This is a genomic window from Serratia sarumanii (assembly GCF_029962605.1).
Classification (GTDB): Bacteria; Pseudomonadota; Gammaproteobacteria; order Enterobacterales; family Enterobacteriaceae; genus Serratia; species Serratia sarumanii.
The window spans coordinates 1,943,463-1,960,842 of sequence record NZ_CP124750.1; the positions used below are offsets into that span (position 1 = coordinate 1,943,463).

The 17,380-nt window shown below is 61.5% G+C and carries 13 protein-coding genes, 2 tRNA genes and 2 other RNA genes; 11 read left to right on the plus strand and 6 right to left on the minus strand.

The window, feature by feature from the left end; all coding sequences use genetic code 11:
- The first annotated feature begins 75 nt into the window (after nt 1-75).
- The 4 genes from ycfP (at nt 76) to SSARUM_RS09285 (ending at nt 3,893) form a co-directional block, all read left to right on the plus strand.
- Nucleotides 76-618: an alpha/beta hydrolase YcfP gene (gene ycfP, locus SSARUM_RS09270; RefSeq protein WP_015377468.1), complete on the plus strand. Its 543-nt coding sequence runs from the start codon at nt 76-78 to the stop codon at nt 616-618.
- 332 nt (nt 619-950) lie between these two features.
- Nucleotides 951-2,255, plus strand: a complete 1,305-nt coding sequence (locus SSARUM_RS09275; protein ID WP_039566584.1) for an NAD(P)/FAD-dependent oxidoreductase — start codon at nt 951-953, stop codon at nt 2,253-2,255.
- 357 nt (nt 2,256-2,612) lie between these two features.
- Nucleotides 2,613-3,149, plus strand: coding sequence for a glycine zipper 2TM domain-containing protein (locus SSARUM_RS09280; protein WP_004928798.1), 537 nt, complete (start codon nt 2,613-2,615; stop codon nt 3,147-3,149).
- 264 nt (nt 3,150-3,413) lie between these two features.
- Nucleotides 3,414-3,893 carry an RrF2 family transcriptional regulator gene (locus tag SSARUM_RS09285; RefSeq protein ID WP_025302433.1) on the plus strand — a complete coding sequence of 160 codons (480 nt, stop codon included), beginning with the start codon at nt 3,414-3,416 and terminating at the stop codon, nt 3,891-3,893.
- Between the two features lie 65 nt (nt 3,894-3,958).
- On the opposite strand, the gene sdeB is transcribed toward SSARUM_RS09285, so the two are convergent.
- A complete protein-coding gene (sdeB, locus tag SSARUM_RS09290; RefSeq protein ID WP_060429879.1) occupies nt 3,959-7,102 on the minus strand; it encodes a multidrug efflux RND transporter permease subunit SdeB in 3,144 nt (1,047 codons plus the stop codon).
- Nucleotides 7,103-7,126: 24 nt separating this feature from the next.
- Entirely contained in the window at nt 7,127-8,314 is a 1,188-nt protein-coding gene (sdeA, locus tag SSARUM_RS09295; RefSeq protein ID WP_033646431.1) for a multidrug efflux RND transporter periplasmic adaptor subunit SdeA, read from the minus strand.
- A 294-nt stretch (nt 8,315-8,608) separates the two neighbouring features.
- Here sdeA and SSARUM_RS09300 point away from each other — a divergent pair, with 294 nt between their 5' ends.
- On the plus strand, nt 8,609-8,965 hold the full coding sequence (locus SSARUM_RS09300; RefSeq protein WP_004928813.1) for a helix-turn-helix domain-containing protein: 357 nt from the start codon (nt 8,609-8,611) through the stop codon (nt 8,963-8,965).
- Between the two features lie 220 nt (nt 8,966-9,185).
- On the opposite strand, the gene SSARUM_RS09305 is transcribed toward SSARUM_RS09300, so the two are convergent.
- From SSARUM_RS09305 to SSARUM_RS09320, 4 genes are all read right to left on the minus strand, one after another.
- Nucleotides 9,186-9,305: non-coding RNA, RtT sRNA (locus SSARUM_RS09305), on the minus strand.
- Nucleotides 9,306-9,352: 47 nt separating this feature from the next.
- Nucleotides 9,353-9,472, minus strand: a non-coding RNA gene (locus SSARUM_RS09310) — RtT sRNA.
- 46 nt (nt 9,473-9,518) lie between these two features.
- Nucleotides 9,519-9,608, minus strand: a tRNA-Ser gene (locus SSARUM_RS09315).
- A 310-nt stretch (nt 9,609-9,918) separates the two neighbouring features.
- Nucleotides 9,919-10,008 (minus strand) — tRNA-Ser (locus SSARUM_RS09320).
- A 447-nt stretch (nt 10,009-10,455) separates the two neighbouring features.
- On the opposite strand from SSARUM_RS09320, the gene SSARUM_RS09325 reads away from it, so the two are divergent.
- The 6 genes from SSARUM_RS09325 (at nt 10,456) to SSARUM_RS09350 (ending at nt 17,345) form a co-directional block, all read left to right on the plus strand.
- Entirely contained in the window at nt 10,456-11,922 is a 1,467-nt protein-coding gene (locus SSARUM_RS09325) for a peptide MFS transporter (RefSeq protein ID WP_039567114.1), read from the plus strand.
- A gap of 126 nt (nt 11,923-12,048) precedes the next feature.
- The gene (gene ghrA, locus SSARUM_RS09330) at nt 12,049-12,990 is read left to right on the plus strand and encodes a glyoxylate/hydroxypyruvate reductase GhrA (RefSeq protein ID WP_060429881.1); all 942 of its coding nucleotides are present in this window, start codon (nt 12,049-12,051) and stop codon (nt 12,988-12,990) included.
- Between the two features lie 90 nt (nt 12,991-13,080).
- Nucleotides 13,081-13,818 (plus strand): phosphatase, encoded by a 738-nt coding sequence (locus SSARUM_RS09335; protein WP_033638063.1) that lies wholly within the window; start codon nt 13,081-13,083, stop codon nt 13,816-13,818.
- Between the two features lie 42 nt (nt 13,819-13,860).
- The gene (locus SSARUM_RS09340; protein WP_033646428.1) at nt 13,861-14,439 is read left to right on the plus strand and encodes a TorD/DmsD family molecular chaperone; all 579 of its coding nucleotides are present in this window, start codon (nt 13,861-13,863) and stop codon (nt 14,437-14,439) included.
- Between the two features lie 150 nt (nt 14,440-14,589).
- Nucleotides 14,590-15,243, plus strand: a complete 654-nt coding sequence (locus SSARUM_RS09345; protein ID WP_033638740.1) for a tellurite resistance TerB family protein — start codon at nt 14,590-14,592, stop codon at nt 15,241-15,243.
- Between the two features lie 68 nt (nt 15,244-15,311).
- Complete coding sequence (locus tag SSARUM_RS09350; protein WP_033653828.1) at nt 15,312-17,345, plus strand: S9 family peptidase; 2,034 nt, start codon at nt 15,312-15,314, stop codon at nt 17,343-17,345.
- The last annotated feature ends 35 nt before the right edge of the window (nt 17,346-17,380 follow it).

Here is a 17,380-nt window from a genome sequence, read left to right on the forward strand (position 1 = left end):
AGGCGCCGCATCGCGGCGCAGAGCGGAAATGATGAGGGCCGCGCCCGCGGCCCTTGGCTTGTTGCGAGGATCCACATGATTATCTATTTGCACGGCTTCGATTCCACCAGTCCCGGCAATCATGAAAAGGTGTTACAGCTGCAGTTTATCGATCCGGACGTGCGCTTCATCAGCTACAGCACGCTGCATCCGCGTCACGACATGCAGCATCTGTTGAAAGAGGTGGACAAGGCGGTGCAGCAGGGCGGCGACGCGCACCCGTTGATCTGCGGGGTCGGCCTCGGCGGCTTCTGGGCGGAGCGCATCGGCTTCCTGTGCGGCATTCGCCAGGCGATGTTCAACCCGAACCTGTATCCAGAAGAGCACATGCACGGCAAGATAGACCGGCCGGAAGAGTATCGCGATATCGCCACCAAGTGCGTGGAGGATTTCCGCGAGAAAAATCGCGACCGCTGTCTGGTGGTGCTGTCGCGGCACGACGAGGTGCTGGATAACCGGCGCAGCGCCGAATTGCTGCATCACTACTACGAGATCGTGTGGGATGAACAGCAGACGCACAAGTTCAAAAACATCTCCCCCCATCTGCAGCGGCTCAAGGCGTTCAAGGCGCTGGGTTAACAGTTTCATAACGCTGCCGTGAGCCGCGCTTCCCGTTTTTCACCGGCGGAAAGTGCGGCTTTTTTGTGCGCCCAGGCAAGATCTTGCGTGGCAATCGGCAAAATTTAAAACTGTGACTCAGCGCTAACTATTTGAATCACAATCGCCAAAAAATCCCCTCGTCCAGCCTTTAACCAAAAAAATTTGATGTACGTCAATTTTGGTATGACCAAATAACCTCACATGTTATTCTGGCCTCAGAGAGCCGATTTATTTTAAGCGAACCCTATGTATTCTAAGGATATTATTTATTTACCCTGGAATAACAAATGGTTCACATTTAGGGGGTTATTTTGACAACGCCAAAGAAGAAAATCGTTATTGTTGGCGGCGGCGCCGGTGGCTTGGAGCTGGCGACCAGCCTGGGCCATAAACTTGGCCGCAAGAACAAAGCGGAGATCACGCTGGTGGATCGCAACCACAGCCATTTGTGGAAACCGCTGTTGCACGAAGTGGCGACCGGTTCCCTCGATGACGGCGTGGATGCGCTCAGCTACCTGGCGCACGCGCGCAACCACCATTTCAGCTTCCAACTGGGGTCGTTGACCAACATCAACCGCGAGACGCAAACGCTGCAGCTGGCGCAGATCTGCGACGAGCAGGGCGGTGAGCTGGTGCCGGCGCGCGAATTGCCGTACGACATTCTGGTGATGGCGCTGGGCAGCACCTCGAACGATTTCGGTACGCCGGGCGTGAAAGAGCACTGCATCTTCCTGGATAACCCGCATCAGGCGCGTCGTTTCCACAACGAAATGCTCAATCTGTTCCTGAAATTCTCGGCGCAGCCGGGGCAAAAAGAGCGGGTCAACATCGCCATCGTCGGCGGCGGCGCCACCGGCGTCGAGCTGTCCGCCGAGCTGCACAACGCGGTGAAGCAGCTGCACAGCTACGGTTTCGAAGGCCTGGACAACAGCGCGTTGAACGTGACGCTGGTGGAGGCCGGCGAGCGCATTCTGCCGGCGCTGCCGCCGCGCATTTCCGCTGCGGCGCACCAGGAGCTGATTAAACTGGGCGTGCGCGTGCTGACCAACACCATGGTGACCAGCGCGGACGCCAAAGGCCTGAACACCAAGGGCGGCGAGTTCATCGACGCCGATCTGATGGTGTGGGCGGCCGGCATCAAGGCGCCGGACTTCATGAAGGATATAGGCGGCCTGGAAACCAACCGCATCAACCAGCTGGTGGTGGAGCCGACGCTGCAGACCACGCGCGATCCGAACATCTTCGCCATCGGCGACTGCGCCTCCTGCCCGAAAGAGGGCGGCGGTTTCGTGCCGCCGCGCGCTCAGTCGGCGCACCAGATGGCCTCGCGCTGCGCCACCAATATCCTGGCGCTGATGAACGGCCAGACGCTGAAGCTATACGTGTATAAAGACCACGGCTCGCTGGTGTCGCTGTCGCGCTTCAGCACCGTCGGCAGCCTGATGGGCAACCTGATGCGCGGCTCGATGATGGTGGAAGGGCGCATCGCGCGCTTCGTCTACATCTCGCTGTACCGCATGCACCAGGTGGCGTTGCACGGTTACATCAAAACCGGCCTGATGATGCTGGTGGGCGGCATCAACCGGGTGATCCGCCCACGTCTGAAAATGCACTGATACCGCCTTTGTCGACCAACCCGCGCCGGTTCGCCCGCGCGGGTTTTTTTATGGCGGCGCGAGGCGATCGGCGGCGGTTGCTTGATTCTTCAGCATAAGCTGTCGTCGGTATGGGTAAAACTCTTAAGATTCCTCCTAAACAGCGGAAAAACGGCCGTTTTCCCGCATTTTTGGTCCCCTTGTCTTATTGCGGGGCTTCAGATCATTGTGCAGACTTTACCTCGTTTACAGACGGCGCGTCGCGCACGCCGTAAACCGGGATACCGCAAGCCGCCCATGCGCAAAATAATAAGCGCGGTGCCATGCCGGTAACAGACCCCGGAAAAAATGCGTGGTAACACTTTCAGGAGGTTTCCTGTGAACAAGTCAATGTTAGCCGGTGTTGGGATTGGTATCGCTGCCGCTCTGGGGATTGCCGCGGTAGCCAGCCTGGACGTCTTTTCTGCCGGTCCGCAATATGCGCAGGTGCTCGCCGCAACGCCGATTAAAGAAACCATCAAAACGCCGCGTCAGGAATGCCGCAACGTCACCGTTACGCACCGTGCGCCGGTGCAGGATGAAAACCGCATCGCCGGTTCTGTGCTGGGCGCAGTGGCGGGCGGCGTGATCGGCCACCAGTTCGGCGGCGGCCGCGGGCGCGACGTGGCGACCGTGGTCGGCGCGCTGGGCGGCGGCTATGCCGGCAACCAGGTGCAAGGGGCGATGCAGAATAATGACGTCACCACCAGCGTGCAGCAGCGTTGCAAAACGGTCTATGACAAGTCTCAGAAAATGCTGGGCTATGACGTGACCTACAAGATCGGCAATCAGCAGGGCAAGATCCGCATGGATCACGATCCGGGCACGCAAATCCCGTTGGATAAAAACGGCCAGCTGGTGCTGAACAGAGCCTGATCGCCACATTCGAATTAAGCCCGCGGGCAGTGTTAGTTCTGATCGTTTAACCCGGTTAAGCGAGCGGCGTTAACATTGACGCGGGTTTCTGTTTTCTGCCCGCCCAACAATTTGCGATCGTTCTAATGTCTGCGTGCGATATCACTGGGCAAAACTTCAAAAAAGCCCCCGCGTTTGTTATATTATTGTGCAATTAAGCGGTGTTATCGGCGCCAATCGCCACACCGGCCAAACCTGAGTATTTCGTCTCGCAGAGATAACGACATGTTAGATTTTCGCTTTCCGACAGCGTTGCAAATGGTCCTTAGCGTCGCCGTAGCTGAGAAGCAGGGCATGCGTTCGACGAGCGCCACCCTTGCCGCCGCTCTGGAAGCCAACCCCAGCTTTATCCGCAAACTGATGGTGCCGCTGACCAAAGACGGCATCATCGTTTCCACCCTGGGCCGCAACGGCTCTATCCACCTCGGCCGCCCGGCGGAAGAGATCACCCTGCGGGACATCTATCTGGCGGTGATCGACGACAAGCGCATCTGGGCTTCCCGTCCTGAAGTGCCGGCCCGTTGCCTGGTGAGCGCCAACGCCTGCTGGTATTTCAAATCGGTGGTGAACGAAGCCGAACAGGCTTCGCTTGCGGTGCTGGCGCGCCATACCGTGGCCGATTCGCTGGCCGAACTGGAGCGGGGCGACAAGCGTGCCTGCGCGGAGTACGCCGCCGCGCAAGAGGCTGAAACCGCCGACAAATAATCGCGGTTCGCATGCATAAAAAAAGGTCGGGCAATGCCCGACCTTTTTGCATTTTAACGCTGCGTTCAGACGGTCTGCGGCTGCGCTTTGCGCGCCACCAGGCGCCGCAGCGTGACGTAGAACACCGGCGTCAGGAACAGCCCGAACAGGGTGACCCCCAACATGCCGGAGAACACCGTGATGCCGGTGACGCCGCGCACCTCGGCGCCGGCGCCGTGGCCGAGGATCAGCGGGATGGTGCCGGCGATGAAGGCGATGGAGGTCATCACGATCGGCCGCAACCGCAGGCGACAGGCCTCCAGCGCCGCCTCGACGATGCCTTTGCCCTGCATTTCCAGCTCACGGGCGAACTCGACGATCAGAATGGCGTTCTTGCAGGCCAGCCCCATCAGAACGACCAGCCCGACCTGCACGAACACGTTGTTGTCGCCGCCGGTAAGCCACACGCCGAACAGCGCCGACAGCATGGTCATCGGCACGATCAGGATCACCGCCAGCGGCAGCGTCCAGCTTTCGTACAGCGCCGCCAGCGCGAGGAACGCCAGCAGCACCGCCACCGGGAACACCACCAGCGCGGCGTTGCCCTGGGTCGATTGTTGGTAGCTCAGATCGGTCCACTGGATGTTCATGCCGTTCGGCAACAGTTTGCCGGCCATCTGCGTCAGCGCGCCCATCGCCTGGGTAGAGGAAAGCACGCGCGGATCGGCGTCGCCGATCAGATCCGCCGCCGGGAAGCCGTTATAGCGGATCACCGGATCCGGGCCGTAGGTGGTGCCGATGTTGACCATGCTGCCGATCGGCACCATTTCACCCTTGTCGTTGCGGGTGCGCAGGTTGGCGATGTCTTCCACGCTGTCGCGGAACTGGCCGTCTGCCTGCGCCATCACTTTCCAGGTGCGGCCATAGCGGTTGAAGTCGTTGATGTAAGACGAACCGAGGTAGGTCTGCAGCGTGCTGAACAGCGCATTGAGCGGCACCCCCTGCGCCTTGGCCTTGTCGCGATCGATTTTGGCGTCCAGCTGCGGCACGTTGGCCTGATACGAGGAGATCGGGAACCCCATCCCCGGCGTTTGCATAATGGCACCGGACATGGTGTTGATCGCCGTTTGCAACGCGCCGTAGCCCAGCCCGGCGCGATCCTGCACGTACAGCGAATAGCCGGAGCCCTGGCCGATGCCGAGGATCGGCGGCGGCATGATTGAGAAGGCGAAGCCTTCCTGGATCTGTGAAATGCGCGCGTTGATCTCGGCGTTGATCTGCGCCGCGGTACGGGTACGGGTGCTCAACGACTCCAGCGCGAAGAACACCGTGCCGGTATTCGGCGTATTGGTGAACTGCAGCGCGTTCAGGCCGGGGAAAGCCACCGCATCGGTGACGCCGTCCACGCTCAGGCCGATGGCGCTCATCTTGCGGATCACCGCATCGGTGCGTTCCAGCGAGGCGCCTTCCGGCATTTTCACGCCGCCGATCAGGTACAGCTTGTCCTGCGTCGGGATAAAGCCGCCGGGCACGGTCTTGAACATCACCCCGGCGGCGGCCAGCAGCAGCAGGTAGACGACGAACACCGCGCCGCGCCGGCCCAGCACGCGGGAGACGCCGCGCTGGTAGCGTTGCGAACTGCTGGCGAAGAAGCGGTTGAACGGCCGGAACAGCCAGCCGAACAGCCGGTCGATCAGGCGCGACGGCAGGTCTTTCGGCGCGCCGTGCGGTTTGAGCAAGCGTGCCGCCAGCGCCGGCGACAGGGTCAGCGAGTTGATGGCGGAGATCACCGTCGATATGGCGATGGTGACGGCGAACTGCTTATAGAACTGCCCGGTAACGCCGGAGAGGAACGCCATCGGCACGAACACCGCACACAGCACCACGGCGATGGCGATGATCGGGCCGGAGACCTCGCGCATCGCCTGGTGCGCCGCCGCCAGCGGCGACAGCCCCTCTTCGATATTACGCTCGACGTTTTCCACCACCACGATGGCGTCATCCACCACGATGCCGATCGCCAGCACCAGCCCGAACAGGCTGAGGGTATTGAGCGAGAAGCCCAGCAGATACAGCGCGGCGAAGGTGCCGACCACGGAGATCGGGACCGCCAGCAGCGGAATGATCGAGGCGCGCCAGGTCTGCAGGAACAGTATGACTACCAGCACCACCAGGATCACCGCTTCCAGCAGCGTATCCACCACCGCGCGGATCGAATCGCGCACGAACACCGTCGGATCGTAAGGCGATTTCCAGCTCATGCCGTCCGGGAAGCGGGTCGCCAGCTCGGCCATCTTGCCGCGCACCGCGTCCGACAGCTCGATGGCGTTGGCGCCCGGCGACTGGAAGATACCGATACCGACCGCATCCTTGTTATTGAGCTGGGCGCGCAGCGCGTAGCTGCCGGAGCCCATTTCGATGCGCGCTACGTCGCGCAGCCGCACGATCTCGCCGTTTTCGCCGCTCTTGAGGATGATGTTGCCGAACTCTTCTTCGGTTTGCAGGCGGCCCTGGGCATTGATCGACAGCAGATAGTCGCTGCGCGTCGGCATCGGCTCCGCGCCGAGCTGGCCGGCGGAGACCTGCACGTTTTGCTCCTGCATGGCGCTCACTACGTCGGAGGCGGTCAGGCCACGCGCGGCGACCTTGTTCGGATCGAGCCAGATGCGCATCGCATACTCACCGGCGCCGAAGATCTGCACCTGGCCGACGCCCGGCAGGCGAGCCAGCTCATCCTTGACTTTCAGGGTGGCGTAGTTGCGCAGGTACAGCGAATCGTACTTGCCGGAAGGCGAGACCAGATGCACCACCAGCGTCAGCGCCGGGGACTGTTTCTGGGTGGTGATGCCCTGGCGGCGCACGTCTTCCGGCAGGCGCGCTTCGGCCTGCGCCACGCGGTTTTGCACCTGCACCTGGGCCTGATCGGGATCGGTGCCGGGGCGGAAGGTGACGGTGGTCACCAGCACGCCGTCGGAACCGGCGACCGATTTCATGTACATCATGTTTTCGACGCCGTTGATCGCTTCTTCCAGCGGCGTGGCCACCGTTTCAGCGATCTCTTTCGGGTTGGCGCCCGGGTATTCTGCGCGCACCTGCACGCTGGGCGGCACCACGTCCGGGTACTCGCTGATCGGCAGCAGCGGGATGGCTATCACCCCGGCGACAAAAATCAGTATCGACAGCACCGCGGCAAAGATCGGCCGGTCGATGAAAAAGCGGGAAAAGTCCATGGGTCAGAAGTCTCTGCTGGGAGCTTAGTTAAGTGCGGAGGCGATAGGGTTCATGGCGACGGTTTTCGCGTCGACCGGCATGCCCGGCATAAACACTTTCTGCATGCCGTCGACGATCACCCGATCGCCGTTTGCCAACCCTTTCTGCACGATGCGCAATCCTTCGGCCATACGGCCCACGTCGATGTCGCGGCGCTGCGCCTTGCCGTCTTTATCGACGATGTAAACGAACTTGCGGTTCTGGTCGGTCATCACCGCTTTATCGTCGATCAGCATGGCGTTGAACTCGGCGCTGCCGGGCATCTGTACCCGGGCGAACAGCCCCGGCGTGAAGCGGCGCTCGCGGTTGTCGAGCAGGGCGCGCATGCGGATGGTGCCGGTCCCGGCGTTCAGCTGGTTATCGGTGAAATCCACCAGCCCCTGATGCGGGGTGCCGTCTTCGCCTACCAGGCCGACCTTCACCGGCAGGCGCGCGTCGTGGCGGCCCTGCTGCTGATAGCGTAGGAAGGTGGCTTCATCCACATCGAAATAGACGTAGACCTTGTCGAGCGACACCAGCGTCGTCAGCACGCTGGCGCTGTCGCCGGCGGTGACCAGGTTGCCGGCGGTGATCATCGCGCGGCTGGCGCGCCCGTCAATCGGCGCGGTAACGCGGGTAAAGTCGAGGTTCAGCTGCGCCATATCGAGCTGGGCCTGCGCCGCCAGCACGTTGCTTTGCGCCTGCGCGGCGGATGACCGGCGCTGTTCCCAGACTTCCTGAGAGATGGCCTGAGTGCCGATCAGTTTCTCGGTGCGCGAGGATTCGCTGCGCGCCAGGGCGGCCTGGTTGCGAGCCCGCACCAGCTCGGCCTGCGCCTGTTCGCGCGCGGCACGGTAGGTACGATCGTCGATGGTGAACAGCACCTGGCCTTTTTTCACCTCGTCGCCTTCGGTGTAGTTGACCCGTTCGATGTAGCCGGAGACCCGTGGGCGCAGCTGCACGCTCTGCACCGCTTCGACCCGGCCGTTGAAGGCATCCCACTGGCTGATCGGTTTGACCACCACGCTGGCGGCGCTGACCACCGGCGGCGGTGGCGGGGCGTTGTGCGCGACGCTGTTGTCGCACCCGGCGAGCAGGGCGGCCAGCAGCGCCACCCCGGAGAGCCGCTGGCCCAGAGCGACGGCGCGTGTGCGGCCGCCGGCGTTGAACGATGAGTTTGGTTGATTTGCCATTATTTTTATTCCGATGAGTAAGTGCGGTCAGGCCCCATACCCGGCCCTGTTCTCCGGGATTCGCCCCGCGCCGGCGTGCGGTGAGGGGGCGGCTGCGCCATGCAGCGGCGCAACGTTAGGTTTTGAAACACATTGGTGTCACATTAATGTATCAATATCGGTTACATTAATTGGGTGGAGTATAGTGGCGGCTTTCTGGTAAATGCAATAATAAAAATTGCATTTAAAGCGAAACTGTTGCAACGTATGTGCATCGGGCAGAGGGGAACCCTGCCAAATGATGGGAGCATCAGCATGAACACTACGGGCTTTATTACCGATTTGAAGGCGTGGATCGACAACAATCTGGAAGAGAAACTGGATATCAACACCGTGGCGGATCGCGCGGGCTATTCCAAATGGCACCTGCAGCGCATGTTCAAACGCCAGACCGGCTACGCGCTGGGGGAGTATATCCGCATGCAAAAACTGAAAGTCTCGGCGGAGCGCCTGGCCAACAGCGGCGAGCCTATCGTCAGCGTGGCGATTTCGCTCGGCTTCGACTCACAGCAGTCGTTCAACCGCAGCTTCAAGCGCCAGTTTGGCCAAACGCCGGGCGACTGGCGCCGCGCGTTGGCGCAGCCGGCGTCTATGGGGCGCACGCACCACTGAGCGGTTGGGCAGTGGGGATAAAAAAGCCTGAATTTGCGTTCGGGCTTTTTTGTCTATGTGGAAGGAGGGATAGATTCGCTGCGCTCACCCTGCGGGCCGCCGTTGGCGGTCCAAAACGCAGGCGTTTTGTCGAACCCTGTCGAGGATTCTCACCCTCCCGGCCGGTACGCTATGCAAACAAAAAAGCCTGAACTTTCGCTCAGGCTTTCTCGTTAGAATATGGCGGTGAGGGAGGGATTGATTCGCTGCGCTCACCCTGCGGGCCGCCGTTGGCGGTCCAAAACGCAGGCGTTTTGTCGAACCCTGTCGAGGGTTCTCACCCTCCCGGTTGGTGCGCCATGCATACAAAAAAGCCTGAACGTGAGTTCAGGCTTTCTCGTTAGAATATGGCGGTGAGGGAGGGATTGATTCGCTGCGCTCACCCTGCGGGCCGCCGTTGGCGGTCCAAAACGCAGGCGTTTTGTCGAACCCAGTCGAGGGTTCTCACCCTCCCGGTCGGTGCGCTATGCATACAAAAAAGCCTGAACGTGAGTTCAGGCTTCTTCGTAGAATATGGCGGTGAGGGAGGGATTCGAACCCTCGATACACTTTCGCGTATACACACTTTCCAGGCGTGCTCCTTCAGCCACTCGGACACCTCACCATATTTTATTGTTGCGAAATCATCGCTGCAACGGGGCGCTACTATAGGGAGTGGGGCCGATCCGGTCAAGAATAATTTCAGTGTTTTTGTTCGTCCGCTCAAGCCGTGCGCACTTTGCTGAAAACTGCGGCGAACGGCAGGGCAGATGTCATGAATAGGCGAGAAAATCAGCGGTAAGGTTCGTGGATAACCGGCGGAAATGGGGAGCGCGGTCTCAGAGGGTGGGGAGATGCGCTGCGCGCACCCCTCTCGGCGGTGCGCCATGCAAATAAAAAAGCCTGGACGCGAATCCAGGCTTTCTCTTTGAATTTGGCGGTGAGAGAGGGGTTCGAACCCTCGATACACTTTCGCGTATACACACTTTCCAGGCGTGCTCCTTCAGCCACTCAGACACCTCACCGTTTTGTTGTCGAAAACGCTTTGCGCTGTCGACGGGCGCTAATGTAGGAGAATCTGATCTCAGCGTCAACCCTCTTATTTCATTCTCATGACTGTTTAGCCAAACTTGCAGCAATTTGCTGATTTACCGAACGATATTCCCACTCGCGGCCGCCAGCGGGCAGGGCTGGCAGCGGTAAGAATCCATGAAAGACGATCGCTTGACCTTTTTCTGTGCAGATAGCTCAATATATCGCCATTGAGGTTGGGTTGTTTGCTGTTATATGCATTAATACTGGATTATTAGTCAGATGTGTCGCTAAATGGAATCATGTCGGCGCGGCGTTTTTGGCAAGGAACATCACGTCGCCGCGCAGATTGCCGGGTGACAGGCCGGCGATATCGCAGACAGGGACAGACTCATTACATAATAATGCAGTAGAGGTTCGTTGTGACTCCTTCAGATGCCATACCGGCGCCGCAAGCGCGCCATGCCATTCCCCCCGGTGCGGGGGCGCTGTTCTTCATCCAAATCTTCGCCACGCTAGGCTTCGCCGTGCTCTACTCCACGCTGGTGCTGTACGCCACCAAGCGATTGGGTTTCAACGAAAGCAGCGCCAACGCCATGATGGGCGTGTTCGGCGCCTTCAACTATGGCCTGCACATGTTCGGCGGTTACCTCGGCGGCCGATTCCTCAGCAACCGCAATCTGTTCGTGCTCGGCATGGTGCTGCAGGTGATCGGCTGCGCGCTGATTGCCGTCGCGGGCGTGTGGGGGCTGTACTGGGGGCTGGCGATGTTCCTGACCGGCAGCGGCCTCAACGTCACCTGCATCAATATGATGCTCACCCAGCGTTTCAAGCCGGACGATGATCGGCGCGAATCGGCGTTCCTGTGGAACTACGCCGGTATGAACCTCGGGTTCTTCGTCGGCTTTACCGTTGCCGGTTATTTCCAACTGACGGAAAACTACCGCGCGCTGTTCCTGTTCGCCACGCTGGGCAACGCGGCGGCGATCGTTGTCGCCGTCTGCCGCTGGCGCATTCTGGCGGATCTCAATACGCCGCTGCGCGACGCCAGCCGCAGCCAATACCGTTGGCGCATGCTGGTCGGGCTGGCGGTACTGGTGGCGCTGGTGCCGATCATCCGCGTGATGCTGACCCACGCCGAGTTCAGCGGCCACTTCGTGATCGTGCTCGGCGCGCTGATCTTCCTGATGCTGTGCGTGGTGACGCTGCGCCACCATCCGCGCGATGAGCGCCGCAGAATGGCGGCCTATCTGATCCTGGCGCTGGGCTCGCTGGTGTTCTGGGCGCTGTACCAGCTGGCGCCGATGGGGCTGATGCTGTTCTCCGAGCACAACATCAACCTGAACGTTTACGGCATTCAGGTGGCGCCGCAGTGGATCCAGAACATCAACACGCTGGTGATCGTGGTGGGCGGCCCGCTGCTGGCCTGGTGGTTCAACCGCTTGCGCGCTCGCGGTTGCAACATCGACATTCCGCTGCAGTTCTCCGGATCGCTGTTCTGTATCGGGCTCGGCATGCTGGTGCTGCCGCTGGGCATCAGCATGGCGGGCGGCGATGGGCTGGTGGCGTTTAAATGGATCGTCATCAGCTATGTGCTGCAAAGCGTCGGTGAATTGATGATCTCGCCGATCGGTTACGCCATGATCGGCAAGTTGGCGCCGCCGCGCTATCAGGGCGTGATGATGGGCTGCTGGATGATGGTGACCGGCGTCGCCTCGGTGCTGGCGGGCTACGTCTCCGGCCTGATGCCGGAAAACAGCGGCAGCACGCCGCTGCAGACCAACCCCGGCTACAGCGAAATCTTCAGCGCGCTGGGCTGGGGGGCGACGGGCGTCGGCGTGGCGATGCTGATTCTCATTCCGCTGCTGCGGCGCCTTATCCGGCGCGACGGCCCGTCTGCTGCCTGATTGGCTAACATGCACAACAGCCCCACTGGTCGGGGCTGTTTTTATTTTGGGCTTTAACGCTTGCATCCGGCGGCGAATCGCGGAAGGCTGGAGGTAAACCAATAAAAACAAACGGGAGCCCGCAGTATGAACATCATTTATTACCACCCCTTGTTTAACGCCCAGGAATGGCTGGTCGGCATCAAGCAACGCCTGCCGCAGGCCGAGATCCGCGAATGGCAGCGCGGCGACGAGCGGCCGGCCGATTACGCGCTGGTGTGGCGCCCGCCGCACGAGATGCTGGCCAACCGCCGCGATCTGAAAGCGGTGTTCGCCCTCGGCGCCGGCGTCGACGCGATCCTCGATCAGGAGCGCAAACACCCCGGCACGCTGCCTGCCGGCGTGCCGCTGCTGCGGCTGGAGGATACCGGCATGGCGCAGCAGATGCAGGAATACGCGCTGAGCTATGTGCTGCGCTATTTCCGCCGTTTCGACGAGTATCAGGCGCTGCAGCAGCGGCAGGAGTGGCAGCCGCTCGATCCGCACTCGCTGGATGATTTCACCACCGGCATCCTCGGCGCCGGCGTGCTGGGGCAGAGCGTGGCGCGCAAGCTGACCGAGTTTGGCTTCAGCGTGCGCTGCTGGAGCCGCAGCGCCAAGCAGATCGATGGCGTGCAAAGCTTCGCCGGAGAGGCGCAGCGCGCTGCCTTCCTCGACGGCGTCAAATTGCTGATCAACCTGCTGCCCAATACGCCGGAGACCGTCGGCATTCTCAACCGCGAGCTGTTCGCGCAGCTGAGTTCGGGTGCCTATCTCATCAACATCGCGCGCGGCGCGCATCTGGTAGAAGCCGATCTGCTGGCGGCGCTGGAGCAGGGGCAACTGGCCGCCGCCACGCTGGACGTGTTCGCCCGCGAGCCGCTGCCGCAGGATCACCCGTTCTGGCGTCATCCGCGTGTCACCATTACCCCGCATATTGCTGCCATCACGTTGCCGCAGCAGGCGATGGATCAGATCGCCGCCAACATCCGCGCGCTGGAGGCGGGGCATGCCCCGGCCGGCGTGGTCGACAGGCAACGGGGGTACTGATCCTTCTGCCGCCGTTCGGTAGCTGATAAGCTGTTATCGTCATCGCGCCTGCCCGTGCCTTTGCGGGCGGACCCTCTGGAAGGAGAAACAATGTACCCCGTTGATTTGCATATGCACACCGTCGCCAGCACCCACGCTTACAGCACGCTGCACGATTACATCGCCGAAGCCCAGCAGAAGGGCATCAAGCTGTTCGCCATCACCGATCACGGCCCGGATATGGCCGATGCGCCGCACTACTGGCACTTTATGAACATGCACGTGTGGCCGCGCCTGGTGAACGGCGTGGGCATCTTGCGCGGCATTGAAGCCAACATCAAAAACCTGCAGGGCGACATCGACTGCACCGGCCCGATGTTGACCGCCACCGACGTCATCATCGCCGGTTTCCATGAGCCGGTGTTTGCGCCTCAGGATAAAGCGTCCAATACTGAAGCGATGATCGCCGCGATGGCGCAGGGGGACGTGCATATCATCAGCCACCCCGGCAACCCGCGTTACCCGATCGACATTCCCGCCGTCGCGGCGGCGGCGGCCAAATACGAGGTGGCGCTGGAGCTGAATAACTCGTCGTTCACCCACTCCCGCAAGGGCAGCGAGGCCAACTGCCGGGCGATTGCCGCCGCGGTGCGCGATGCCGGCGGCTGGCTGGCGCTGGGCTCGGATTCGCACGTCGCCTTTTCGCTGGGTAACTTTGAGCACTGCGAGCGCATTATCGAAGAGGTGGGCTTCCCGCAGGCGCGTATTCTCAACGTCAGCCCGCGCCGGTTGCTGGACTTTCTCGAGCGGCGCGGCAAGCCGGCGATTGCGGAATTGGCCGATTTGTGACATCGTCCCGGCAAAATTTTCCGTATTGTATAAGGCATTATCATGAATGAGTTTTCCATTGTCTGCCGCGTGCTGGGTACGCTGTTCTACCGTCAGCCGCAGGATCCGCTGCTGGTGCCGCTGTTCGCGCTGATCAAAGAGGGCAAGCTGCAGCAGCACTGGCCGCTGGAGCAGGATGACCTGTTGAAGCGCCTGCAGCAGGGCTGCGACGTCAACCAGCTGGCGACCGATTTTAACGCGATGTTCGTCGGCAGCGAATGCAGCGTGTCGCCGTTCCGCTCCGACTACGTCGAAGGCGCCAGCGAAGCGGACGTGCGCACCTTCCTGCAGCAGCGTGGCATGCCGCTGGCGGAGGCGCCGGCCGATCATTTCGGCCAGCTGCTGCTGGCGGCGTCCTGGCTGGAGGATCAGTCGCAGGAAGATGAAGCGCAGGCGCAGATCGCCCTGTTCGACGAGTTCCTGCTGCCGTGGTGCGGCCGCTTCCTCGGCAAAGTGGAAGCACACGCCACCACCGGTTTTTACCGCACGCTGGCGCTGATGACCCGCGACGCCATCCAGGCGATGCGCGACGAGCTGGCGGAGTACGAGCAGGACGACGAAGCGGGCGACGAAGAAGCGTAACGCCGCAGCTTACCCAGGCGGGCCGCCCGGCCCGCTAAACACAGGTTTGCATCCCCCAGACGTAAATTGACAAAAGATCCCTTAATCTGGCGGTTTACCGTCGGCTCGGCCGCGCCTGCGCGCCGCGCTTTTTCACGCAAGGGGCAGATGATGAAAAGTAACTGGATGCAGCAGATTCAAACGTTGATCGGGCAGAAGGCCGGCGCGATGGGCGGGGCGGAAGGCATCGGCAAGCTGCTGGCGCCGACGGCGCTGGGCGGCCTGGTCGGCGTGCTGTTGGCCAACAAGTCCTCGCGCAAGCTGGTGGGCAAGTTCGGCAAGAATGCGCTGATCATCGGCGGCAGCGCGGCGGTGGGCGCAGTGCTGTGGAACAAGTATAAGCAGCGGGTGAAAGAGACCCATCAGGACGAACCGCAGTTCGGCCTGCAAACCACGCCGGTGGATCTGCGCGCCAAACGCCTGGTGCAGGCGCTGGTGTTCGCGGCCAAGAGCGACGGCCATATCGATGCCGACGAGCAGCGCGCCATCGATCACAGCCTGGCGCAGCTGCAGGTGGGGGAAGAGGCGCAGGGCTGGGTGCAGGAAGCGATCGAGCAGCCGCTCAACCCGGAATTGATCGCCCGCAGCGTGCAAAACGAAGACGAGGCGCTGGAGGTTTACTATCTGAGCTGCCTGGTGATCGACGTCGATCACTTTATGGAGCGCGGCTACCTCGACGCGCTGGCGCAGGCGCTGAAGATCCCGGCGGACGTCAAGCAGGGCATCGAGAGCGACGTCAACGAGAAAAAGCGCGAGCTGGCGTAGCGCCGCTTGGCAAGCCGGGGGGAATCATGTCACTCTTGCCGCAATCTATGTAAGCGGATGATTTAGCAATGATGACCCCACCGAAAGCGGAAAAACGCCCTTATCCCATCACCATCCACGGCGACACGCGCGTGGATGACTATTACTGGCTGCGCGACGACGAGCGCGCAGACCGCCAGGTGCTGGACTACCTGCAGGCGGAGAACGCCTACACCGATGCGATGCTGAAACCGCAGCAGGCGCTGCGCGAAACCCTGTATGAAGAGATGGTGGCGCGCATTCCGCAGCAGGAACATTCGGTGCCTTACGTGCGCCACGGCTATCGCTATCAGACGCGCTATGAGCCGGGCAATGAATACGCGATTTCCGTGCGCCAGCCGCAGGCCGAGAGCGAGCGCTGGGAGGTGCTTATCGACGGCAACCAGCGCGCCGAGAATCACGAGTTTTACACCCTGGGCGGGCTGGACGTCAGCCCCGACAACCAGCGGCTGGGGGTGGCGGAGGATTTCCTGTCGCGCCGCCAGTATGACATTCGCTTCAAGAACCTGGCCGACGGCAGTTGGGCGGACGAAGTGCTGGAGAACACCTCCGGCAGCTTCGAATGGGCCAACGACTCCTCGACGGTGTACTACGTGCGCAAGCACGCCAAGACGCTGTTGCCGTATCAGGTTTATCGCCACGTGGTGGGCAGCGATCCGCAGCAGGACGAGCTGATTTACGAAGAGCTGGACGATACCTTCTACGTCGGGCTGGAGAAGACCACCTCCGAGCGCTTTATCCTGATCCACCTGAGCAGCACCACCACCTCGGAGATCCTGCTGCTGGACGCCGACCGTGCGGACGCCAAGCCGCAGCTGTTCGTGCCGCGCCGCAAGGATCACGAATACGCCATCGATCACTATCACCAGCATTTCTACATCCGCTCCAACAAGGACGGCAAGAACTTCGGCCTGTACCAGAGCGAACAGGCGGACGAAGCGCAGTGGCAGACGCTGATCGCCCCGCGCGCCGACGTGATGCTGGAGGGCTTTAGCCTGTTCCGCGACTGGCTGGTGGTGGAGGAGCGCAGCGCCGGCCTGACGCTGCTGCGCCAGATCCACTGGCAGACTGGCGAAGAGAAGCGCATCGCCTTCGACGATCCGACTTATACCACCTGGCTGGCGTACAACCCGGATCCGGAAACCGCGCTGCTGCGCTACGGCTATTCGTCGATGACTACCCCGACCACGCTGTACGAGCTGAATATGGACAGCGGCGAGCGGACGATGCTCAAACAGCAGGAAGTGAAGAACTTCACGCCGGAAAACTACCGCAGCGAGCGAGTCTGGGTGAAGGCACGCGACGGCGTCGAGGTGCCGGTATCGCTGGTGTATCGCCAGGACAGCTTCCAGCGCGGCGCCAACCCGTTGATGGTGTACGGCTACGGCTCCTACGGCAGCAGCATGGATCCGGCGTTCAGCGCCAGCCGCCTGAGCCTGCTGGATCGCGGTTTCGTGTTCGCGCTGGCGCACATTCGCGGCGGCGGCGAACTGGGGCAGCTGTGGTATGAAGACGGCAAGCTGTTCAACAAGCAGAACACCTTCAACGATTTTATCGACGTGACCGAAACGCTGGTTGCCCAGGGGTACGGCGACGGCAAGCGGGTGTTCGCCATGGGCGGCAGCGCCGGCGGCCTGCTGATGGGCGCGGTGATCAACCAGGCGCCTCAGCTGTTCCACGGCGTGGTGGCGCAGGTGCCGTTCGTCGACGTGGTGACCACCATGCTGGATGAGTCGATCCCGCTGACCACCGGCGAATACGACGAGTGGGGCAACCCGAACGAGCAGGCCTATTATGACTACATCAAGCAGTACAGCCCGTACGATCAGGTGAAGGCGCAGGAATACCCGCATCTGCTGGTGACCACCGGCCTGCACGATTCGCAGGTGCAGTATTGGGAGCCGGCCAAGTGGGTGGCCAAGCTGCGCGAGCTGAAAACCGACGATCGGCAACTGCTGCTGTATACCGACATGGATGCAGGCCACGGCGGCAAGTCCGGGCGCTTCAAGGCCTATGAGGATATTGCGCTGGAGTACGCCTTCATTCTGGCGCTGGCGGAGTAACGGCATTCGGCGGGCAGCCTGCGCCGCCCGCCGTG

Coding starts and splice junctions, on each gene's coding strand:
- ycfP (WP_015377468.1), top strand. CDS start 76: ATGATTATCTATTTGCACGGCTTCGATTCCACCAGTCCCGGCAATCAT.
- SSARUM_RS09300 (WP_004928813.1), top strand. CDS start 8,609: ATGAACACTACGGGCTTTATTACCGATTTGAAGGCGTGGATCGACAAC.
- sdeB (WP_060429879.1), bottom strand. CDS start 7,102: ATGGACTTTTCCCGCTTTTTCATCGACCGGCCGATCTTTGCCGCGGTG.
- SSARUM_RS09285 (WP_025302433.1), top strand. CDS start 3,414: ATGTTAGATTTTCGCTTTCCGACAGCGTTGCAAATGGTCCTTAGCGTC.
- SSARUM_RS09350 (WP_033653828.1), top strand. CDS start 15,312: ATGATGACCCCACCGAAAGCGGAAAAACGCCCTTATCCCATCACCATC.
- ghrA (WP_060429881.1), top strand. CDS start 12,049: ATGAACATCATTTATTACCACCCCTTGTTTAACGCCCAGGAATGGCTG.
- SSARUM_RS09345 (WP_033638740.1), top strand. CDS start 14,590: ATGAAAAGTAACTGGATGCAGCAGATTCAAACGTTGATCGGGCAGAAG.
- SSARUM_RS09335 (WP_033638063.1), top strand. CDS start 13,081: ATGTACCCCGTTGATTTGCATATGCACACCGTCGCCAGCACCCACGCT.
- sdeA (WP_033646431.1), bottom strand. CDS start 8,314: ATGGCAAATCAACCAAACTCATCGTTCAACGCCGGCGGCCGCACACGC.
- SSARUM_RS09340 (WP_033646428.1), top strand. CDS start 13,861: ATGAATGAGTTTTCCATTGTCTGCCGCGTGCTGGGTACGCTGTTCTAC.